Source organism: Salmonella sp. A29-2 (genome assembly GCF_020150755.1).
GTDB classification, from domain to species: Bacteria; Pseudomonadota; Gammaproteobacteria; order Enterobacterales; family Enterobacteriaceae; genus Salmonella; species Salmonella enterica.
Genome location: NZ_CP083731.1, coordinates 2,795,777 through 2,817,677 on the forward strand (window position 1 = coordinate 2,795,777; position 21,901 = coordinate 2,817,677).

The 21,901-nt window shown below is 48.1% G+C and carries 22 protein-coding genes, 1 tRNA gene and 1 other RNA gene; 8 read left to right on the forward strand and 16 right to left on the reverse strand.

What is annotated here, in order from left to right; all coding sequences use genetic code 11:
- Window positions 1-25: 25 nt before the first annotated feature.
- Together mdoH and mdoG are read right to left on the reverse strand one after the other, a co-directional pair.
- Window positions 26-2,569 (reverse strand): glucans biosynthesis glucosyltransferase MdoH, encoded by a 2,544-nt coding sequence (mdoH, locus tag K8W53_RS13750; protein ID WP_001044609.1) that lies wholly within the window; start codon window positions 2,567-2,569, stop codon window positions 26-28.
- Window positions 2,562-4,097 carry a glucans biosynthesis protein MdoG gene (mdoG, locus tag K8W53_RS13755; protein WP_001562609.1) on the reverse strand — a complete coding sequence of 512 codons (1,536 nt, stop codon included), beginning with the start codon at window positions 4,095-4,097 and terminating at the stop codon, window positions 2,562-2,564. The genes mdoH and mdoG overlap by 8 nt, the downstream gene beginning before the upstream one ends.
- Window positions 4,098-4,368: 271 nt before the next feature.
- On the opposite strand from mdoG, the gene mdoC reads away from it, so the two are divergent.
- Window positions 4,369-5,523: a glucans biosynthesis protein MdoC gene (gene mdoC, locus K8W53_RS13760; protein WP_000100072.1), complete on the forward strand. Its 1,155-nt coding sequence runs from the start codon at window positions 4,369-4,371 to the stop codon at window positions 5,521-5,523.
- 16 nt (window positions 5,524-5,539) lie between these two features.
- On the opposite strand, the gene K8W53_RS13765 is transcribed toward mdoC, so the two are convergent.
- The 6 genes from K8W53_RS13765 to csgB form a co-directional block, all read right to left on the reverse strand.
- Window positions 5,540-7,027 carry a phospholipase D family protein gene (locus tag K8W53_RS13765; RefSeq protein WP_023224030.1) on the reverse strand — a complete coding sequence of 496 codons (1,488 nt, stop codon included), beginning with the start codon at window positions 7,025-7,027 and terminating at the stop codon, window positions 5,540-5,542.
- Window positions 6,963-7,502, reverse strand: coding sequence for an O-acetyl-ADP-ribose deacetylase (gene ymdB / locus K8W53_RS13770; protein ID WP_023224031.1), 540 nt, complete (start codon window positions 7,500-7,502; stop codon window positions 6,963-6,965). The genes K8W53_RS13765 and ymdB overlap by 65 nt, the downstream gene beginning before the upstream one ends.
- 86 nt (window positions 7,503-7,588) lie before the next feature.
- Window positions 7,589-7,909 carry a type 1 fimbrial protein gene (locus K8W53_RS13775; RefSeq protein WP_000111254.1) on the reverse strand — a complete coding sequence of 107 codons (321 nt, stop codon included), beginning with the start codon at window positions 7,907-7,909 and terminating at the stop codon, window positions 7,589-7,591.
- 130 nt (window positions 7,910-8,039) lie between these two features.
- Complete coding sequence (csgC, locus tag K8W53_RS13780; protein WP_000557256.1) at window positions 8,040-8,366, reverse strand: curli assembly chaperone CsgC; 327 nt, start codon at window positions 8,364-8,366, stop codon at window positions 8,040-8,042.
- A gap of 61 nt (window positions 8,367-8,427) precedes the next feature.
- On the reverse strand, window positions 8,428-8,883 hold the full coding sequence (gene csgA / locus K8W53_RS13785; RefSeq protein WP_000771416.1) for a curli major subunit CsgA: 456 nt from the start codon (window positions 8,881-8,883) through the stop codon (window positions 8,428-8,430).
- Between the two features lie 41 nt (window positions 8,884-8,924).
- Window positions 8,925-9,380: a curli minor subunit CsgB gene (csgB, locus tag K8W53_RS13790; protein WP_000791655.1), complete on the reverse strand. Its 456-nt coding sequence runs from the start codon at window positions 9,378-9,380 to the stop codon at window positions 8,925-8,927.
- A 754-nt stretch (window positions 9,381-10,134) separates the two neighbouring features.
- Here csgB and csgD point away from each other — a divergent pair.
- From csgD to csgG, 4 genes are read left to right on the forward strand one after another with little or no spacing between them, the layout of a single operon-like run.
- On the forward strand, window positions 10,135-10,785 hold the full coding sequence (gene csgD / locus K8W53_RS13795) for a biofilm master transcriptional regulator CsgD (RefSeq protein WP_000481517.1): 651 nt from the start codon (window positions 10,135-10,137) through the stop codon (window positions 10,783-10,785).
- 4 nt (window positions 10,786-10,789) lie between these two features.
- Complete coding sequence (gene csgE, locus K8W53_RS13800) at window positions 10,790-11,185, forward strand: curli production assembly/transport protein CsgE (RefSeq protein WP_000833307.1); 396 nt, start codon at window positions 10,790-10,792, stop codon at window positions 11,183-11,185.
- Between the two features lie 26 nt (window positions 11,186-11,211).
- The gene (csgF, locus tag K8W53_RS13805) at window positions 11,212-11,628 is read left to right on the forward strand and encodes a curli production assembly/transport protein CsgF (RefSeq protein WP_001264073.1); all 417 of its coding nucleotides are present in this window, start codon (window positions 11,212-11,214) and stop codon (window positions 11,626-11,628) included.
- 26 nt (window positions 11,629-11,654) lie between these two features.
- Entirely contained in the window at window positions 11,655-12,488 is an 834-nt protein-coding gene (gene csgG, locus K8W53_RS13810) for a curli production assembly/transport protein CsgG (protein WP_023224033.1), read from the forward strand.
- Between the two features lie 38 nt (window positions 12,489-12,526).
- On the opposite strand, the gene K8W53_RS13815 is transcribed toward csgG, so the two are convergent.
- The 4 genes from K8W53_RS13815 to ghrA all read right to left on the reverse strand — a co-directional run bounded on the left by K8W53_RS13815 (window position 12,527) and on the right by ghrA (window position 15,448).
- A complete protein-coding gene (locus K8W53_RS13815) occupies window positions 12,527-13,009 on the reverse strand; it encodes a DUF1097 domain-containing protein (RefSeq protein WP_001546652.1) in 483 nt (160 codons plus the stop codon).
- A 100-nt stretch (window positions 13,010-13,109) separates the two neighbouring features.
- The gene (locus K8W53_RS13820) at window positions 13,110-13,664 is read right to left on the reverse strand and encodes a molecular chaperone (RefSeq protein WP_001001883.1); all 555 of its coding nucleotides are present in this window, start codon (window positions 13,662-13,664) and stop codon (window positions 13,110-13,112) included.
- Window positions 13,665-13,687: 23 nt separating this feature from the next.
- Window positions 13,688-14,425 carry a phosphatase gene (locus K8W53_RS13825; protein WP_000283643.1) on the reverse strand — a complete coding sequence of 246 codons (738 nt, stop codon included), beginning with the start codon at window positions 14,423-14,425 and terminating at the stop codon, window positions 13,688-13,690.
- A gap of 84 nt (window positions 14,426-14,509) precedes the next feature.
- Window positions 14,510-15,448 carry a glyoxylate/hydroxypyruvate reductase GhrA gene (ghrA, locus tag K8W53_RS13830; protein WP_000402552.1) on the reverse strand — a complete coding sequence of 313 codons (939 nt, stop codon included), beginning with the start codon at window positions 15,446-15,448 and terminating at the stop codon, window positions 14,510-14,512.
- 236 nt (window positions 15,449-15,684) lie between these two features.
- Here ghrA and K8W53_RS13835 point away from each other — a divergent pair.
- A tRNA-Ser gene (locus tag K8W53_RS13835) sits at window positions 15,685-15,772 on the forward strand.
- Between the two features lie 49 nt (window positions 15,773-15,821).
- Window positions 15,822-15,955, forward strand: a non-coding RNA gene (locus K8W53_RS13840) — RtT sRNA.
- A 151-nt stretch (window positions 15,956-16,106) separates the two neighbouring features.
- Here the strand turns inward: K8W53_RS13840 and K8W53_RS13845 are convergent.
- The 4 genes from K8W53_RS13845 to K8W53_RS13860 form a co-directional block, all read right to left on the reverse strand.
- Complete coding sequence (locus tag K8W53_RS13845) at window positions 16,107-17,213, reverse strand: Gfo/Idh/MocA family protein (protein WP_077944483.1); 1,107 nt, start codon at window positions 17,211-17,213, stop codon at window positions 16,107-16,109.
- Between the two features lie 10 nt (window positions 17,214-17,223).
- Window positions 17,224-18,504 (reverse strand): MFS transporter, encoded by a 1,281-nt coding sequence (locus K8W53_RS13850; RefSeq protein ID WP_000560758.1) that lies wholly within the window; start codon window positions 18,502-18,504, stop codon window positions 17,224-17,226.
- A 282-nt stretch (window positions 18,505-18,786) separates the two neighbouring features.
- Window positions 18,787-19,479 carry an oligogalacturonate-specific porin KdgM family protein gene (locus K8W53_RS13855; protein ID WP_000700610.1) on the reverse strand — a complete coding sequence of 231 codons (693 nt, stop codon included), beginning with the start codon at window positions 19,477-19,479 and terminating at the stop codon, window positions 18,787-18,789.
- A gap of 45 nt (window positions 19,480-19,524) precedes the next feature.
- A complete protein-coding gene (locus tag K8W53_RS13860; protein ID WP_000525755.1) occupies window positions 19,525-20,679 on the reverse strand; it encodes an N-acetylneuraminate epimerase in 1,155 nt (384 codons plus the stop codon).
- 505 nt (window positions 20,680-21,184) lie between these two features.
- Between K8W53_RS13860 and K8W53_RS13865 the strand changes: the two genes are divergently transcribed.
- A complete protein-coding gene (locus K8W53_RS13865) occupies window positions 21,185-21,865 on the forward strand; it encodes an N-acetylmannosamine-6-phosphate 2-epimerase (RefSeq protein ID WP_000054243.1) in 681 nt (226 codons plus the stop codon).
- Window positions 21,866-21,901 lie beyond the last annotated feature (36 nt).

The window sequence follows — 21,901 nt, forward strand, 5'->3', positions numbered from 1 at the left end:
TCACCTAACTCCAGACCTGAAGACCTTATCCCGCTGACGATGTTCGTCCCTGTAACGCCTGCGGATTCAGGACGAGAGACTGATAATGGTTTACCCAGGAAGAGTATCTCTCTGGCGCATTCCAGACCCGATAGTGTAAACGCGCCATCGTCACCGGATCGCTGAGCAAAACCAGACGCCGATCGCGGTTCAGTTTCTCCGGCGTTTCGTTTAGCGCCTGCTCCACATGACGATCGCGGGCTATTTCCAGCACCTTACTGGCGCGGTGACGCGCGGTGGCCATCGCGGTCGCCAGCGCATTAAGCGACGGGTTAAATACCGCATGCATAAAGCCATCGTCCAGAATACGGCGGCGATTCATCTCCAGATATTTATCGGTATCGACCAACACCTGAGGCGGCGAATACTCTTCCGGGATCAGGAACAGCTTCCAGCGTTTGGTGCGTAATCCTACCGTTGAACGACTGGAGATCACCGAAACAAATGGCGACAGAATCAGCGAAAAGACAATCGGCGCCAGCCAGAACAGAAAGCGTAAATCCAGCCACGCCATACCCACCGCCCAGACCAGCCCCAGCAGCAGTTGAGAGCCGTGACGCATAAAGGCTTCTCCCCACGGCGTAGAATCATCGTCGCGTTGCGGTGAGTTCCAGACCACTTCCCAGCCGAGGAACGCGCTGACCACAAACACGGTATGAAACAGCATACGCACCGGCGCCAGCAACACGGAGAACAGCACTTCCAGCAACAGCGACAGCGTAACGCGCCAGAAACCACCATACTCTTTGGTGCCTTTACACCAGATCAGCATAATACTGAGCAGCTTCGGCAGGAACAGCAGCACCATCGTTGACGCAAACAGCGCGATTGCCAGTTCCGGACGCCACTGCGGCCAGACCGGAAAAAGCTGGCGCGGCTGAAGGAAATATTGCGGCTCTGTTAACGCATGAACGACCTGCAGCGCGGTAGAAAGCGCGAGGAACATAAACCATAACGGCGCGGACAGATATGACATTACCCCCGTCAGGAACACGGCGCGATGCACCGGGTGCATTCCTTTCACCAGGAACAGACGAAAGTTCATCAGGTTGCCGTGACACCAGCGGCGGTCGCGTTTAAGCTCATCCAGCAGGTTTGGCGGCAGCTCTTCATAGGAACCGGGGAGATCGTAGGCAATCCAGACGCCCCACCCTGCCCGACGCATTAGCGCCGCCTCCACAAAGTCGTGGGAAAGAATCGATCCGGCGAACGAACCTTCTCCCGGCAGCGGCGCCAGAGCGCAGTGCTCGATAAACGGCTTCACGCGGATAATGGCATTGTGCCCCCAGTAGTGCGACTCCCCCAGCTGCCAGAAATGCAGCCCGGCGGTAAACAGCGGCCCATAAACACGGGTCGCGAACTGTTGGCAGCGGGCATACAGAGTATCCATTCCCGACGCTTTCGGCGAAGACTGGATAATCCCGGCGTTTGGATTCGCTTCCATCAGGCGCACCAGCCCGCTCAGACACTCGCCGCTCATCACTGAGTCCGCGTCCAGCACCACCATATAGCTGTACTGATTGCCCCAGCGGCGGCAAAAATCGTCAATATTGCCGCTTTTGCGTTTCATACGGCGGCGGCGGCGACGGTAAAAAATTTGGCCTTCGCCCTGCACTTCCGCGATAAGCTCCATCCACGCCTTTTGCTCCGCCACGCAGATATCCGGGTTATAACTGTCGCTAAGGATATAGACGTCGAAATGCGCGGCGTTGCCTGTGGCTTTAACGGACTCCCAGGTCGCGCGCAGACCGGCGAAAACGCGGCTAACGTCTTCATTACAGATAGGCATGATCAGCGCCGTCCGGTGTTCCGGATTGAGGGGCTCATCGCCAACCGTAGACGCGGAGATGCTGTACTTATCGCGCCCGATAAGCAGTTGCAGGAAGCCCATCAGCGCCGTCCAGAATCCGGCTGACACCCAGCAGAACAGCACGGCAAACAAAATCAGGATACCGGTTTGCAGCATGTAGGGCAGGAGCTGCATAAAGGAGACCCAAATATCCTGCCCCACCATATCCATAGGATTGATGAGCGCCCATCCCTGATAAGGCAGAATGGTCTTCATATACCAGGTCGCGACGACGGTTTGCGCCAGAGTCAAAATTAACAAAATATAGCGGCGTATAGTGCCGACGGTACGCCATTTTTGCTCGCTCGCCTGCTCTTCTTTTGTCAGACGAGAAACATAGCGCGGCGTTACATCCCGCCCACGCAGACGATCCCAGAAACGGCCAACCGGGTTGGTTCGCCAGGGATCGGGAAACATCGAAGAACGCGTCGCTTTTGGCATAGCCTGCAACTGATCGCGCCCTTCATCATCTTTAATTAACTGCCCCTTCGCCAATGAATCCGGCCAGGCGTGTTCAAGGCGGGCTTTTACGGAACCCTGCGGTGAATCGTCTTCTCGCGAGTAAGTCCGATGCTCGGCATCCAGCGCCTGATGTACGGCGCGGATGTCAGTTTTCGGCAATGCCGCTTTCTCACGTTCAGAAAGCAGCAGTGCGTCAATATACTCAGTTGTTTTATTCATTGGCAGGTAACTGGTAGCTCCAGGTTTCACTTAGCGTCTGATCGGCATTCACCAATGCGGCACGCATTTCCGTGGTTTTCTTCGCGTCTTTGACTTTCACGCGCAGCATTAAACGCCAGCCTTTAGTGACTGGGTTATAGCGTACATTACTGTCAACGATTTCACCGTTATCGCCAATGCTGGTTTGCGCAGCGACGGGCGTATCCGGCGGCAGTTTTTTCATGTCGGCGCCAACGAAATCCACCACAAAGGCAATAGTGCCGTCGGGCTGGCGAATCAGATTCGACTGTTTAACGTCGCCCGTTGAGCGGCGTGTTTGCAGCACCCAGGCATTATCCGGCGCATGAAGTTTATCTTCATCGCGGCTGAAGGTCAGAGTGTACTTGAAGTTCATCTCTTTACCCGGTTCCGGCAGTTGATCCGGAGTCCAGTAAGCGACGATGTTATCGTTGGTTTCATCATTGGTCGGAATTTCAACCAGTTCAACCTTACCTTTGCCCCAGTCGCCTTTCGGGGTAATCCAGGCGCTTGGACGCAGGTCGTAGCGATCGTCTAAATCTTCAAAGCGCGAGAACTCGCGGCCACGCTGCAACAGGCCGAATCCCTGAGGGTTTTCCATTGCATAGCTGCTCACAGCGAGGTGTTTTGGATTGTTCAGCGGACGCCAAATCCACTCGCCATTACCCGCATGAATGGATAAGCCGTTCGAGTCATGCAGTTCCGGACGATAGTTGGTCGTCGGCGACGGCTGGTTTGGCCCAAACAGGAACATACTGGTTAATGGCGCAACGCCCAGCTTGCCTACTTTATCGCGCAGATAGACTTTTGACTGCACGTCCACCACGGTATCGCGGCCAGGAATGATCACAAAACGGTAAGCGCCGGTCGCGCGCGGAGAATCGAGTAATGCATAGACGGTCAAACGCTTATCGGTGGGTTTTGGACGCTCAATCCAGAACTCGCGAAAGCGGGGAAACTCTTCACCAGATGGTAAGGCGGTATCAATCGCCAGGCCGCGCGCAGATAAGCCATATACCTGGCCTGCGCCGATCACGCGGAAATAGCTGGCGCCAAGCATACTGACGATTTCGTCGTTCTTATCTTTACTGTTAATGGGGTACAGGACTTTGAACCCGGCGAAGCCTAAATCTTTTACCGTGTCTTTATCATGCTGAACATTGCCAAAATTGAAGTAATCCGGGCTGTATTTGATTCTTTTGACCGTCGTCGCCGTCACTTCGTTAATCTTGACCGGCGTATCGAAGTACATCCCCTGATGGTAAAATTCGAGCTTAAAAGGGGTCTTTAAGTTGTTCCAGTAGGCTTTATCGCTGTTAAACTGGATCTGCTGATAATCCGCATATTTCATGTCGCGGAAAACGGAGGGCAAGTTGCTTTTAGGCGCCTCATAGCCTTTCCCGGCTAAAGATTGAGCTTGTTTTGCCACGTCATCAATACTGAACGCCCAGCTCGATGATGCGTAGAGCGTTAACATAATAGCTGCGCCCAACCAACGCATTTTCATCATTTGTCGTTTATGTTTCATAATAAGTAAGCACTTCCCCCTTTGTGTGCTTATATCGATCCGATCCATTTTAATGGATAATCAGGCATTACGACAACTGAATCCAGGCTTTGTTCAGCGCGCTGGCTCATGGATTAAGCACCTCCCGCGCCTGTTTTCACTTTGCGTGCTTATCCTGGAGACAGGTTGTCGGAGTTGGTGTAGGGTTGCTACCGAATGTAACTATAATTCGCCTTATGGATAAGGTGAAAAATCTGAGAATACGTGACCTTATATGAGCTCTGTACCCGCGCCGCGCGAATATTTTCTTGACTCTATCCGCGCATGGCTGATGTTGTTAGGGATTCCCTTTCATATCTCGTTGATCTATTCCACTCACAGTTGGCATGTCAATAGCACCACGCCATCATGGTGGCTAACCCTGTTTAACGATTTTATCCACGCTTTTCGTATGCAGGTGTTTTTTGTTATTTCTGGTTATTTTTCGTACATGTTGTTTTTACGTTATCCGTTAAAACGCTGGTGGAAAGTACGGGTAGAACGTGTGGGTATTCCCATGCTTACCGCAATCCCTTTGCTTACCTTGCCGCAATTTATCCTGTTGCAATATGTCAAAGAGAAAACAGAGAACTGGCCTACACTCTCTGCCTATGAAAAATATAATACGTTAGCGTGGGAACTCATTTCACATCTGTGGTTTTTACTGGTGCTGGTGATATTAACCACAGTCAGCATCGGGATTTTTACCTGGTTCCAAAAAAGGCAGGAAACAAGCAAGCCTCGTCCCGCCGCTATTTCACTGGCCAAACTTTCGCTTATTTTTTTCCTGCTGGGGATCGCTTACGCCGCTATCAGGCGCATTATTTTCATCGTATATCCAGCAATCCTCAGTGACGGCATGTTCAATTTTATTGTGATGCAAACGCTATTTTATGTGCCATTTTTTATTCTCGGCGCGTTGGCCTTCATTCACCCCGATCTGAAAGCGCGCTTCACCACGCCCTCACGCGGATGCACTTTAGGCGCTGCCGTTGCTTTTATCGCGTATCTGCTGAATCAACGTTATGGGAGCGGCGACGCCTGGATGTACGAAACCGAATCCGTGATTACGATGGTCATGGGGCTGTGGATGGTGAACGTAGTATTTTCACTCGGGCATCGCTTGTTAAACTTCCAGTCCGCGCGTGTCACCTATTTCGTGAATGCTTCGCTGTTTATCTATCTGGTGCATCATCCCTTAACGCTTTTCTTTGGCGCGTATATTACGCCGCATATCTCCTCCAACCTGATCGGGTTCTTGTGCGGGCTGATATTTGTTATGGGTATTGCGTTAATTCTGTATGAAATTCATTTACGCATCCCGCTTCTGAAATTTCTCTTTTCAGGTAAACCGCCGGTAAAACAAGAAAGCCGCGCCGCGATCGGGTAGTTTTCCGCGCGCGGGTTCACAGCAACCATTCCACAGGTAAAATTGCCGCCAACCGTACCAGAACTCGCTGCCAGAAACGCGTAGCGGGTTCTTTCTTTAACACCTTTTCCTCTTCTTGCTGACGATCGATCCAGTTAATTCGTCCCCAGCGATCCAGCCGCAGTTGCCAGGCCGCATCGCGTTGGCTCTGCGTAAAACGCTTATGAATAAGCGTCGCCAGCGTTTCACTTTCAATGACAAAGCCCATTTCGGTATTTAAAAGCGTTGAACGGGGATCAAAATTAAGCGACCCGATAAACACCTTACTACCATCAATACTGAACGTTTTAGCATGTAAGCTGGAACCTGAGTTCCCGGTGAGTCCGCGATCATGTACGGCGGTTTCATGTTCGCGGGTCGGTTTCAGTTCGTAGAGCTCCACGCCATAGCGCAGTAATTTCTTGCGCCAGCGCGCGTACCCTGCGTGAACGACCGCCACATCGTTGGCCGCCAGAGAGTTAGTTAAGATGGCGATCTTCACGCCTTTCCTGACCAGATTAAGCAACTGCGCCACGCCTGCGCGCGTAGGGACAAAGTAAGCGGAAATAATGTCGATACGCTCCGTCGGCGACCCCATCACGTCAAATAATCGCTGCGGAAGAAGCGAATGGCGCTGCGCCTTCCCCTCGCCTTTAGAAGGGTCATCGCTAAGCAAGCGTGTTTTTGCCCAAATCAGCGGCAACGTTCCGCGATCGAGATCCGCCATAAACTGGCTGGTTTCCAGCTTATGCAGATAACGGCGGGTGATCTCATCGTTATACCAGGATTCGGGAAGTTCGATACGCTGCGTCAGTTCCTGCTCAGAAAGGGATAATACTTGCTGCAATGTCGACACTGAACTACAGCGCCAGTAACGTTCAAAATCATTGGCGACATCATTGACCACCGGGCCAATGGCCATCACGTCCAGATCGGAAAATAGCGGCTCCTCGCCAGCGCCGAAATAGGCATCGCCGATGTTGCGCCCACCGACCAGCGTCACTACGCCGTCGGCAGTGTAACTTTTATTGTGCATCCGCCGATTCAGCCGCGCAAAATCCGTCAAATATCCCAGCGCGCGTAGCGTACGAAAAGAGAAAGGATTAAACAGACGAACTTCGATATTAGGATGGCTATCCAGCAAGCGCAACGTATCATCCAGACCAGGCGTATTGTTATCATCCAGCAGCAGACGAACATGAACGCCGCGCTTCGCCGCCGACAGCAGTACCGAAAAGAGCAGCCGCCCGGACATATCGTCTTCCCAAATATAATACTGCACATCCAGCGTCCGCGCCGCCATTTCGGTCAGGCGGTAGCGGGCGGCAAAAGCGTCCAGACTGTTATCCAGCGCCAGAATGCCGCACTCTCCGGGATGGCGCGCGCATAGCGGTTCAACGGCACGCTCCAGGCGTGTTTTATCAGGCAGGGTCGTCGCCTTGCTGAGTAAGTAAACTTGCGTAAAGCCGGGCAGTTTCTTCATCATAACAGACAAAGTATACCTGTTCAGGCAGAGCGTAACGGGTAATAAAATCTGAAACCGTCCTGACGGCGACTTCAGCGGCCTGGGCGCGTGGATAGCCATAAACGCCGGTACTGATTGCCGGAAAAGCGATGGAACGAAAGTGATTCGCCTCGGCAAGCAGCAAACAATTCCGGTATGCCTCTTCGAGTAGCTCAGCTTCCTGGTGTTTGCCGCCTCGCCAGACGGGCCCCACTGTGTGAATAACCGCCTTTGCCGAAAGCTTGCCAGCAGGCGTGATAACCGCATGTCCCGTCTGACATTCGCCCTGTTGCTGACGGATGAGTTTACAGGCGTCCAGCAATGCCGGCCCCGCCGCGCGATGAATCGCGCCGTCTACGCCGCCGCCGCCCATTAATGATGCGTTAGCGGCATTCACAATCGCATCGACGCTAAGTTGAGTGATATCACCCTGTATGACCCGAAGACGTGATGTCATAACCCCCCCCTTTGTCTCACCTTATCTGCAAAGTGTACAGCAGGGCTTTTAACAGAGTCGCTCTTTTTATATCTATGACACCGCCGTTAACGGTACTCAATATTCATCACCGCCAGGCTTTTTTGCGCATCGAGATAATGCAGCCGCACCGTCGCAATGGACTGAATATCCTGCGGTAATCCAGATGCCTGCCGAAGGTCAATCCGGTGCATTTGCTTTTTACCTTCGCGTAGGCAGGTTAAATCAATATTTTCGGCGTGAGTAGAAATATCGCACAGTGGCTCAACAATCGCGCCGCGAAAATGGATAACGCCGCCCTGTACCGTTTGTTGCCCTACCGCAGAATGGATAAAAAAAGCGCAGATACACAGGCCTATGGCAGGGATATTTTTCTTGATTACGGACATGTTAACTCCTCAATGATTAGTCATCCTCGAGGGTTCGGCGTTACCTTATAGCGACATGCCGAGACGATGAGACGCTTTTATCGCCTCTTTATACCCAGGTCAGCCAATCCATTTCCGCCACCATCAAAAACTACTGTGCAGAAGGCGGCCATTGTTGTGATAAATGCAGTGATTGTCCGTCCGAAACAGTAACAATAATTTTAACCGAGTCCTCTGAAGATATATTTACACTAAGACGAGACAACTCAATCGGTTGATTAGCAGGTAAAGATAGCGTTTGTTTTTGCTGTGTATGGCTTTGTCCCCCGACGCCGTCGCGCACAGAGAGAATTTGCACCTGACAGACGCAGGGTTCGTTTAATGTGACCTGAGGGATCACCGTGTAAATATCGCCTTGCTGAGTCGTGGTAAACGTAATCTGATTTGAAAGTGCGGCAAGGAGCAATAAAGTATGCATAATTTCCTCCCGAAAAAAAACAGGGCTTATGCCCTGTTTTTTTATTAGCGCAGACGCTAAATTAATACTGGTTAGCCGTGGCGTTGTTGCCAAAACCAACCTGACGCACCATTACGCTGGAATCAGATGCGGTCTGATTAACCAGCGCGGCGTTATTACCGCCGTATTGGCCGACAGTAATATCGGAGTTTTTAGCGTTCCACTGGTCGATGGTGGCATTATTTCTGAAACCATTCTGAGTCAGTTCAATAGTACTATTATCCGCACCCTGGCCTACATCGGCGCCGTTACCATAACCGCTCTGGGTAATGGTCGTTTCAGATTTACGGGCATCGCTTTGCAGAGCAAGCGCAGCGTTAGCGGAACCGTACTGATAAATGCTCAACGTTGAATCCGGGCCAGAACTATTGCCGCCGCCGTTATGATTACCGCCGCCGCCCCATTGTGGAACGACGCCAGCCAGAGCACTGCCAGAAACTACGATTGCTGCGAATGCTGCCACTTTTAAAAGTTTCATGGTAAAACCCCCATCGGATTGATTTAAAAGTCGTAACGGTATTAGCGTTGGGTGACGCGAATAGCCATATGCGACTGTTTCTGCACTACAACTGCTGTTTTCTGCGTACCGTACTGGGTAATATTGGCCTTATTTCCAGAACCTTTCTGGATAATAGCCGCACTATTACCGTAAGCGCTTTGCGATATACTGGCATCGTTGGCATTGCCCGTTTGCTCAATATACGCAAAGTTATAATTCCCTGCCTGGTCGACTTTCGCCCGGTTATTTCCTCCTTCTTGTGAAATAACGGACAATAGTTTTGATCCTTCCTGGCGTACTCTGGCACTATTATCCGTGCCGACTTGACCAATAATGGCCGCCTGATTAAATGAAGACTTGCTTAATTCATTTACCGCAAAATTATACTCTGAACGAGCCAGATCATAATTTGTCGCGGTTGCAATCCCAGGCGCACCCAGTATTGTCAACATCATAAATAACAATTTGTTTTTCATGCTGTCACCCTGGACCTGGTCGTACATAGCGAAAATTATCTATTACCTTGTTAGCGACATGCGTTTTTTGTTAACGCGTCGTTACGATGAAGAGTATGTCCGTGGAAACATTTTTAATAACTCACCCACGCGTGGTATTTTGTTATTTAAGCTCATACCAAAGTGCTAATAAAACGATAGCCATGTGATTTTTTATAATTGATTTTTGGCCACAGAAGATAGTGTATCGCGCACCTAAAAAATGAAGTGTTGGTGTGTGTTATGCCGCCATGGGGATGTTCTTATGCTTCCCATGGGGGGCTATACGCACAAGACGTGACACACTTCGTTTTTTTTGTCTTTGTGCTGTCCAGGTTAATGCCACGTCTCAAATTTTAAGAAAAAATAAAATCAAAACATGACATAAAATAATTAAAATGATTAAAAATCAATGAATTATTATAATTTGTATGATTTTTTAAATCTATGCAATAACAGCGAAATGTACAACTTTACTATCAAATCTAAACTTCAAAAAAACCCAAAAACAACATTTTAATATATATTTTTACATCTTGTTACAAGTTTAACACTTGCTTTAAGATTTGTAATGGCTAGATTGAAAACAGTTAAAAGTATTTTCGTAAATATTTTTCTCTTTCTGGATAATGGGCTATTTCAACCCACAGCAGTGCAACATCTGTCAGTACTTCTGGTGCCTTTATTTTATGGGGGCAGCTGTCAGATGTGCGATTAAAAAAAGTGGAGTTTCATCATGTTTAATGAAGTCCATAGTAGTCATGGTCACACACTATTGTTGATCACAAAGCCATCTCTGCAAGCTACGGCATTATTGCAACATTTAAAGCAATCGCTGGCCATAACCGGAAAACTGCATAATATTCAACGTTCTCTGGAAGATATCTCAGCCGGTTGCATTGTTTTAATGGATATGATGGAAGCGGATAAGAAGCTTATCCACTATTGGCAGGATAATTTAAGCCGCAAAAACAATAATATAAAAACATTATTGTTAAATACCCCTGACGATTATCCCTACCGTGAAATTGAAAACTGGCCTCATATTAACGGCGTGTTTTACGCCACTGAAGACCAGGAACACGTGGTCAGCGGATTACAGGGTATTCTGCGGGGCGAATGCTATTTTTCACAAAAATTAGCCAGTTACCTGATTACACACTCAGGAAATTACCGCTACAACAGCACCGAGTCCGCATTACTCACTCATCGCGAAAAAGAGATCCTCAATAAGTTACGTATTGGTGCCTCTAATAATGAAATCGCCAGGTCGCTATTTATCAGCGAGAATACGGTTAAGACACATCTTTATAATCTTTTCAAAAAGATAGCTGTCAAAAATCGCACCCAGGCAGTTTCATGGGCAAACGATAATCTCAGGCGGTAAGGCCATGAAACGCTATCTGACCTGGATTGTAGCAGCAGAGTTACTGTTCGCTACCGGAAACCTGCATGCCAATGAAGTTGAAGTCGAGGTTCCCGGATTGTTAACCGACCATACCGTCTCTTCGATAGGACATGAATTCTATCGTGCATTCAGCGACAAATGGGAAAGCGAATACACCGGCAATCTGACCATTAATGAAAGACCCAGTGCGCGTTGGGGAAGCTGGATCACCATAACGGTAAATCAGGACGTTATTTTCCAGACCTTTTTATTTCCAATGAAAAGAGACTTCGAGAAAACCGTCGTCTTCGCATTAGCGCAAACAGAGGAAGCATTAAATCGCCGACAAATAGATCAAACGCTATTAAGTACGAGTGATTTAGCGCGTGATGAATTCTAAAACATGATTTTTATCCGGAGGCTGTCATGCGTGTTAAACATGCAGTAGTGCTGCTCATGCTTTTTTCGCCATTAACCTGGGCTGGAAATATGACGTTCCAGTTCCGTAATCCTAACTTTGGTGGAAACCCCAATAACGGTTCCTTTTTATTGAATAGCGCCCAGGCGCAAAATTCATATAAAGACCCCGCTTATGATAACGATTTTGGTATCGAAACCCCCTCAGCGTTGGATAACTTTACACAGGCTATTCAATCGCAAATTCTGGGCGGCTTGTTGACCAATATTAATACCGGGAAACCAGGACGTATGGTGACCAACGATTTTATTATCGATATCGCTAATCGTGACGGACAGCTCCAGCTCAACGTCACGGACAGAAAAACGGGAAGAACCTCGACCATCGAAGTGTCAGGTTTACAAACTCAGTCAACCGATTTTTAAGCTACAGTCACTAAAGGATATAAATCATGCCGCGCTTACTTATTTTGGTTGCCGTTTTATTGTTGAGCGGATGCTTAACTGCCCCGCCGAAACAAGCTGCGAAACCGACATTAATGCCCCGCGCACAAAGTTACAAAGATTTGACGCGCTTACCTGCTCCCACCGGTAAGATCTTTGTTTCGGTATATAACATTCAGGATGAAACGGGCCAATTTAAACCTTACCCGGCAAGTAACTTTTCTACGGCTGTGCCGCAGAGCGCCACCGCTATGTTGGTCACTGCGCTGAAAGATTCGCGCTGGTTTATCCCGCTGGAACGACAAGGCTTACAGAATCTTTTGAATGAACGGAAAATTATTCGCGCAGCCCAGGAAAACGGCACCGTGGCGATGAATAACCGTATCCCGCTTCAGTCGCTGACGGCGGCAAATATTATGGTGGAAGGTTCTATTATTGGTTATGAAAGTAACGTCAAATCCGGCGGGGTCGGCGCAAGATATTTCGGTATTGGCGCCGATACGCAGTATCAGCTGGATCAGATTGCTGTCAACCTGCGCGTGGTTAACGTCAGTACGGGCGAGATCCTTTCTTCGGTGAACACCAGTAAAACTATCCTTTCCTATGAAGTACAGGCAGGCGTGTTCCGTTTTATTGATTACCAGCGCTTACTGGAAGGCGAAATCGGCTATACCTCGAACGAACCGGTGATGCTGTGTCTGATGTCAGCCATTGAAACCGGCGTTATCTTCCTCATTAATGATGGTATCGATCGTGGACTGTGGGATTTGCAGAATAAAGCGGACAGGCAAAATGATATTCTGGTGAAATACCGTGAGCTGTCAGTACCGCCAGAATCCTGATGAATACGACAAAGCGTGGGGAAGACCCCACGCTTTTTTTATTTTGTGACCGCCGTATTCGCTGAATGTTGCTCGCGGCGTGATGCCAGCCATAGCCCACTATTTTTCATGGCATAGCCAAAGATTAGCCCCAGCGCCAGCGACGGTAATACCAACCGCCAGTCACCCTGCCCTGCAAATGTCGCGCAGGCGCCGATAAATGTTCCCGGAACAAAAGAAAGCAATAGCTGCTTTGCCTGGATACACATCAGGAATGCCACGATCCCCGTCAACACGTAACTGACAATTTCCAGATGCGGCGCCAGCGCGCTACCGTGAATAATGACCAGCGCCCACACCATACCGCTTAACAGCGTACAGGCGGAAATCAACAATCCCTTAAAGCCGCCCTGCGGACAGGCGAAATAAGCCGTACAGCCTAAAAAACCGGCCCAGCTTAGTAACCCCAGGGAGACGGCCACCCATCCCCATATTCCAGAAAGGATGCCCGTCGTGATAGCAATAGAAAGAAGTATGTTCATGGCGCGCATCATAACAGAAAAGCGGCACATTAATGAGATCACGCACACATTTTATGCAATGATGTAAAACCAGTTGCAGTTAAAAGTGATTTACATCACATTATTCTTCGTCTTCTTCCTGAAGTTCATCCCACATGGCCCCTATCGCATCACGCGTTAGCGGCGCCAGAGTGCGCCAGAATGGCGTAACGGCATGGGCTTCAACTTTACCGAGGAAGGTATTGCACCAGGGAAGCAGATAATCGGCAAATAAGGTTTCCAGCGCTTCACTTTCATCTTCGGCAGACTGATCTTCCAGCCAGGAGGCCGCGAGCAATAAAGTGCCAATGTGATCGGCAGGCGTATCGGCCAGCGGCATCCCTCGCGACGTTAAAAAAGCGCGCACCTCAGACTCTTCCGCGCCTTCGACCCACGCACTGCGGTATGGCGCTACCGCGCACTCTTCCCCAACAAATAACGCATTGTAATCAGTGGAAATCTGCGTGATATCGCAGCTTTTCTGTAAACGCGCCAGCATGTCATCCTGCTCCAGCGGCCAGTTTGCCGCCAGTTTACCTTCACGGATTAACGTAAACAGCGGAACCAGTAAAGGATCTTGCGGTTGGCGGTAAAACAACGATCCCAGCACACGGCACAGGATTGAAAACTCATTCATTGATATCTTCCCATAAATAACGATTAAAGTTCGGCAAATTCCGGTACAGGCGCCATACCGCGTGATTCGAGAAAGGCCAGTAAGCGCTGCGGCGAGACGTTCAGGATTCGATCTTCCGGAAAATTCACCGCATCCAGAATTTTCCGGCATTCGGTGAAATCGCCAAGCGTAAAGGCCGTATGGGAATCAGATCCTAACGCTACCCAGCCTCCTGCATCGCGTACGGCGGCAGCGACCGCGCGGCAATTATCTTCGCTTCCTTTACGCGAATGCAGAAAAGAAGAGTTGTTGATTTCCAGCGCTACATGGTGTTTCGCCGCCGCCTGCGCGATGGCTTTAACCTCCACTGGATACTTTGGATTTCCGGGGTGACTAATTATATGCACCTTGCCGCTGGCGATGGTCGCGATCATCGCCTGGGTATTGGTTTCTTTATCATGCGGCGCAAAAACGGGCTCATGAAAGCCTGCGATAATCAGATCCAGCGAGTCGAACATCTTTCCGGAACAATCAATTTCACCGTTAATGTTCTTGATATTCGCCTCAATGCCACGCAGTATCCCCACGCCGTCAACCAGACGCGGCCAGATGCGCATGTTAATAAAATGCCAGTGATGCGGCGCATCTTCCATGTCCGGACCATGATCGGTAATCGCAAAAAGTTTAATGCCTTTGCGTTTGGCTTCCGCGATATAATCGCTCAGAGTACTGTAGGCATGAGTGCTGGCGACGGTATGCATATGCAGGTCAACGGGATACATTGCTCTCTCCTGTAGTCATTTCCGACAAGGATAGCAGGTATCGCCAGCGTTTTTTAGCGAAACCCGGCCCGCGCCGGGTTGATGTCAATATCCTCTCGCCCGATCCACCTGCCCCGTCACCGGCTCTCCCTTCTCCAGTTGGGTAATGGTGCGGCTAATATAATCGATGGCTTCCGCCGGACGGGTGACTGCCGCAATGTGCGGCGTCATGGCGACTCGCGGATGGCGCCATAATGGACTTTCCTGCGGTAACGGTTCCTGGCTAAAGACATCCAACATCGCGCCTTTTAGCTTACCGCTATCAAGCGCAGCCAGCAGATCCGCCTCCTGAACATGCACGCCGCGCGCGAGATTCAACACGTAAGCGCCATCCGGCAATTGATCCAACAATTCGCTATTAATAATTCCTACCGTTTGGGCCGTATTCGGCAGCAGATTAATCAGCACCCGCGTCTGGTTCAGGAAAGCGCGCAGCTCTTCACGCCCAACATAACTTTCCACGCCAGGCCAGGATTTGCGGCTACGACTCCAGCAACGTAACGGGAACCCCCACGCCTGTAGACTTTCTGCCACTTTTGCGCCCAGTACCCCTGCGCCCATGATACCGACGCTAAACTCTTCGCGGGTATATTCCGGCAACGGTTTCCATAGCGCCTGATTTTTCAGCGCCTGATAATCATCGAAACGACGGAACCAGTGTAATACTTGACTGACGGCATACTCCTGCATTTGCAGGCCCATTCCGGTATCTTCCAGACGGAATAGAGGAATGGAGGCGTCCAGCATTTCCGGATGCGCATTTAATTTACTCAGAATTGCATCCACCCCCGCGCCCAGCGCAAAGACGGCTTTTAAGCGTCTTCCGGCCAGCATTTCAACCGGGGGCTGCCATACAAGCGCATAGTCTGCGGGGTTGTTATCACCGACCTTCCATTCACGAACGCGCGCATGTGGGAGAGCCTTCTCCAGCGCATTTACCCACCAGGCGGCGTTAAATGTCGGGTGATAAAAAATTATCTCCATGTTATCTCCTGAGCAGTATTGTGCGGAATGTGATTGCGCCTGTTATCAGCGTTTTCAACGGGATGTGCAGCATAGCAAATTTCCCGGCGCGGGCAAAAAAAGCAGTTTTCGCTTATTAAAGCCACAGATTGGTGGAAGTTTGTATAAACGCGCTTTTTTTTGAAAAAAGTTGATTGACGTAGAATGGATATTTCCCTACATTAGCGCCCGTTCCAGTAATGCTGGAGCGACAATATGGTGAGGTGTCCGAGTGGCTGAAGGAGCACGCCTGGAAAGTGTGTATACGGCAACGTATCGGGGGTTCGAATCCCCCCCTCACCGCCATATTTAAGTTGAGAGCCTGTACAGAAGTACGGGCTTTTTGCTTATATGTATCCCCCAAACCAAGGGGGGATGAGAACCACCGACCGGGGTTCGACAACTGGCGCAGCCAGTTGGACAGACGACGAGCTTGCGAGGAGACTGCCCGAAGGGCGAGCGCAGCGAGTCAATCCCCCCTCACCGCCATATTTAAGTTGAGAGCCTGTACAGAAGTACGGGCTTTTTGCTTATATGTGACCCGTCCATTGCCGGATGGCGGCACAGTTCACAGGCGCCTTATCCGGTCTACATAAGCGCAGCGCCACCGGGTAATAACACCACCATCCGGCTTTCAATTTTAGCCAAGAATTTCAGTGAGTTTTACTTTGCGCCCCTCGTTTGAGGAAAGCGTCGCAGCATCAGCGGTAGCAATGGCATTTGTCGCCGCTTCTCCCGTTAGCAATTTAGCAAACTCCTCGCCTGGCTCCAGACCGTTTATCACATCATGCAAGTACTGCATCTCCAGTTTCATAATTGATGAGAGCCACATCGGCGTACGTTTACCGGGTTTACCATAAGCGATTGCGCCATCCATCTCGCTGGATATGTTACCGTTGCGACGATCATCATCCTCCGCCTGGCTTTCATGCACAAGAAAGTGTGTTTTTTTGCCCGCTTTTATTAGATAACCCGCCGTGTCTTGCATATCAATGAGAATTGCACCTGTCGTGCCCTCAATTAATACATAGTGCTCAGGGTAGTGGAACGATGATCCCCACTGAAGTGTCGCGAAACGACCGCTTTCAAACTCAAGGGTGATTAGGACAACATCATCTTCATCACCAAATTTTTCACCTTTGTGCGCAACATTCCCCGCCGCCATTGAAACCAGGGATGGGGTTTCATCCATGATGAACAGTGTACAATCTAGCTCGTGAATGTGATGGTACAGATGCCCACCTGACTTTGCGCGAATCTTCTTCCATGAGATCTCATCCTGCACGTCTTCAAAACCATTACGTTTAGTGTGAACTTGTGTAACTTCACCAATTTCACCAGCTTTGATTAGCGCTTTAGCGTGGCGAACCCCGTGAAAAAAGTTCATAACGTGACCCGCCATAAAGGTAACACCAGCTTCTTTGCAGGCATCAACCATATCCTTACAATCCTGGTAATTTAAGGCGATAGGTTTTTCACAAAACACGTGTTTACCCGCTTTAGCCGCCGCAATGACTGGCGCTTTATGTAAGTAATTTGGTGAAGCAATAATTACGCAATCCACATCAGGATGGGTACAAAGCGCCTCCATCGTTGCAGTGGCGACACAGTTCAACTCTTTCGCTATCGGAGCCGCATTTACCGGATCGTAAATCGCAGTGATTTTCGCCCCTTCAACCTTAGACATAAATCGCGCCAGTTCAGCGCCAAAATAACCTGTACCTACAACACCGTATTTCGTCATCATTTATCCTCTATTAAAATTCTTTTGTTGATTGAAAACTTTCACGACGTGCTTTTAGTCTATCCGGAATGGATAGGCCAATAATGAGTAGAATTGTTGCGGTCCAGAAAGCAACAATGAACGTTAGCGCAGCGCCTAGCCCCATTGTTATTCCAAGCCAGGTCGCCGCCATTGAATTGAATGTGCCTGATGTCGCAGCAAGATTATAAATCAGCCCGGTACCCAAACCACGAACCTCAAGAGGAAAGTAGTCGTAGAGAAATTTGGGAACTAACCCGCCAACACCTACGTTAGTCGCCATTAAACCGAATAAACATGCGCCCAGCAGTAAATAATTATCTTGCGGAATTCTGAATAACGGGAAAATGAATAAAAAGGACATGAGAAGACCAATGCTGAACGTTTTCTTCAAACCAATTCTATCTGCGCACAGACCCCAAACGATATTTCCCAATACAGTGCCGAATGCCGCCGCCGTCATTAAATTAGAGACCACGCCCGTATCAAAGCCCTCTCCCGCCAAATATGTAGGCAGTAGACCAAAGATCGGCCAGTTTGCGCCGAAAATAGAGAACAGAACAATAAATACACATAATGTCAGTGGAAATTGAGCTCGATTAAATAGCCCTTTCATTGACAAAGAGAAAACTGACCAGGCACTTTGTGAATGCTTTCCGGGACCACTGAGTTTGGCTTCTTCCCACTCTTTAGATTCAGGAGCCCTGGCCCGGATGTAGATTACTAAAAGAACGGGTAGCAAACCGACAAAAAAAGCAGCACGCCAACCATACGCTTCGGCAAATGACGGCATAAAATAGGCTGCTATGATGTTACCAATACCGAAACCAGAAACCAGAAATGCGCTCGCTTTAGATTTTAAATGCTTTGGCCAACTTTCCACGGCATAAGTAGAAGCGCAAGCATACTCCCCCGCCATCCCCATACCGACAATGAAGCGACTAAGCGTCAGCATAATTACACCGGAAGCCAGGCCACTTAACCCTGTACCTACAGAATAGGCAACTATCGACCACATCATTAACGGCTTACGGCCAAATTTGTCTGCCAGCAGACCAAATAGCGCCCCGCCAAATGGTCGCCCAATAAAGGCCGCTGTGGCAAGGAATGCGCCCTCCATATCTGTCAATCCTAAGTCAGCCTTGATCAGATACATAATGTAGAAAATCAGCATAAAGTCGAAGCCATCAAAAACGTAACCCAGCCATGCTGAAAATAAAGCATTTTTTTGTGGACGAGTTATCTCGCTATACCACGGGAAGAATTTTGCTATCACAATAAAACCCTTATTTGCTGTTACCGTCTGAAATGCTTACGGAATTAATTTTTAAGTTATATCAATTGCCGAATAAGACACAATCAACCGGTACTTTCCGACAACCGCCTGAGATCGTAGCTATGTAAGACGTATATTCATTGTTTATCATCCTTATTCGTAGCTACGTTAAGGACGTGAATACTCAAGACAAAGTCTAACGTTCTGTAACGTAGCCACGGGCTATAAGATTATCGATATGAATACTAAGCAAAGATTAGTACAGTAACTCTTTAACCTTTCTCAAAAGTGGTATTGTAATCCAACGCGATAACGGGTCTGTCTCTCATCGGTATTATTTCTCACCGCTACATTTCCGACCTCAACGTATGGTGTAAATGACTTATTCAGTTTCCAGGCTAAAGCCACATTATGTTCATAGTTTGTTTTTTTGTTATCAAATTTAATTTGATCGCTATCCATCCAGGTAAAGTTATATTCTAATTTCAACTCATCAAAAACATAACCTATATAAGTATCAAATCTATTCGTTTTCTCATCATCACTATAGTTAGCTGTCTTCCTTGCATAGTCATAACGGTAACGACCAGCCATATAAACACCAGAATCAAAATTATATTGCCCCCTTAAATAAGGCTTATAAATTGAAGTGTCTGGACCGCTTTCAAATATAAATCCAGGCTGCAAAACAAAATTGTCCGTAACTTTATAATTATAGCTTACGCCCAGTTCTATAGCGTTTGCGACGAGATCGCTTAAATGCTTATCCTGCTCACCATCTACTCCTCCCGATTTAACGCTGGCATCGACATAAAAACCAATGCCGTTAGGAAGCTTTTCAATTATAGCAATACGGTCTTTATTAATTCTGGTTCTATCAGCATATTCATGCCGATAATCAAGGGTTGCCGCTTGTAGATATGATGAAAATGCTATAAACGAAACCATACCCAGAAGATATTTGTTGATTTTCATAAAATACTCCGCTCATCAATTAACTTTATTTTTGTATTTAAAAAATTATTTTATTAATAAATTACCATCACGCATGGTAAAGGAGGTTACAGACGAAACAGGTTTCCCTTTAGCATTTTCACCACCAATAAGGAAAACTTCATCACCATAACTTACTGATACACCATAGCCGAGAGGTTGTTTCATTTTACCCATATATTGCCAATGGCCATTAACCAAACCATAGACTTCATCTCGCCATTTTTTATTTATTCCTTCGTGGGAATAAAACTTTCCATTGGTATAATTTTGTTTTGCTCCCGGAAAATTCGCGCCACCACCGACAAGCAGGACACCGTGACTATAGCCCGAAAATGCTCCGGCCAACCCTTCTTGCTGTTGTTCTCCAGGCGATGGCGGTAACTGGCTGTTCTTCAACCATGTTAGCTTATCGTTATCCCACATGGCGCGGTAAATCACATCGGTACGTAAACCCGGTTTGAGCTCACCATTAATCAGCATCAGGAAATTATTTTCCATTACCGATGACGATCCTGCCGTCCCCGCGCCTGGCAGCTCACCGGCATTCTTCCATGTGTTCTCTTTAGCATTGTAGATAAATACGATTTTATTAAAAAAATAATCTTTGGCAGGTTTATTAAAATAATTATAGATGACTTTATTTTTTTCACTTTCATCCGCAGCCGCTATATCAATAAAATACTTATCAAAGATATGCTCATTAACCCCTCCGGTAATAAGTACCATCGTTTCGTTTAATTTTACTCCCGTATGCCCTGTTAATCCAACTGGAGATATAGCGTCAACTTTTTGCCATGTATTTTTCACCGGTGAGTATTTGTACACATCGCTATAAACCTGCAACGGTGATTCACTGTTTTTTTTCCCTACGCCACCAAAAACATAAAGCTCATCATTTAAAAATACCGACACGGATTGCTCACGAGCTCCACCAGGAAACGACTTTATACGCTCCCAGTCTTTATGTTGCTTTTTAAGATCAATTTTATACCAGGATGTCCCTGCGGTACCTAAGCCGACATAAATCACGCCATTATTATCAATAGCGCCAGTACCATTTTTCAGTGGTTCTGGTATATCAGGAAGCGTCGTTGCATATCCTGATGTGGTGATAGCGACTGATAAACATAGCGCCATTAGCGTCATCATTTTCTTAAAATTTTTCATCTGCATCCCCATGCGAAGAAATACAATTGGAGTAAAGCTTCATCATTAGTGATCTTATGGTGCACAATTTCAACAATGATAATGACAAAATGTGACCAAGCGCTAAAAATAATTACATGGGGTTATCATGTGCGAGGTAAAAGCACACCATGGTGATGTTAGAAGTGATTATGGGTGACCTGTTATGGTCAAACTCATTAGTGATAGCATTCGAATAAATACAACAAGAATTATGTGATGCATTTCATACTGGCTATCCCGTGGCGTATAAGCTCCTTCTGAGCATTTTATCTTTATGCCGGAAACAGTTAATAAAATACAGCATGCTGCCGTCAGAGTGAATTGTATTTGTCTTGTAGCTTCAGGTTATAGCCTCAAATCCGCTGGCGCAGTAATTGAATAACAAACATACCTTATGACTGTGTTCACATTTTTCTATCTTTTTGCTTGATGCAGCAACGCTCCACAACATAACATAAAACGGAGCAAAACTTCAAAATATATAAGGCGGAACTGGATGTCACTATTAGCCAGGCTGGAACAAAGTGTACACGAAAACGGTGGGCTGATTGTCTCATGCCAACCGGTACCAGGCAGCCCTATGGATAAACCTGAAATTGTGGCTGCAATGGCACAGGCAGCGGCTTCGGCGGGTGCGGTCGCTGTGCGCATTGAAGGCATTGAGAATCTGCGGACTGTTCGTCCCCATCTTTCTGTTCCTATTATTGGGATAATTAAACGTGACCTTACAGGGTCGCCAGTCCGTATCACTCCCTATTTACAGGATGTTGACGCCCTGGCGCAGGCAGGTGCCGATATTATCGCTTTTGATGCCTCATTCCGCTCTCGCCCGGTTGATATTGATAGTTTACTGACACGTATTCGCCTGCATGGATTACTGGCGATGGCAGACTGTTCAACCGTGAATGAAGGCATAAGTTGCCATCAGAAAGGAATCGAATTCATTGGTACAACACTGTCTGGCTATACCGGCCCCATCACGCCGGTTGAGCCAGATTTGGCAATGGTGACACAACTGAGCCATGCAGGTTGTCGTGTTATTGCCGAGGGGCGCTATAACACGCCTGCACTGGCGGCCAATGCTATTGAGCATGGTGCCTGGGCAGTTACCGTTGGTTCCGCTATCACCCGTATCGAGCATATCTGTCAGTGGTTCAGTCACGCAGTAAAACGCTGAACAGGAAAAGAAAATGAACACGCTTACTATTGATAT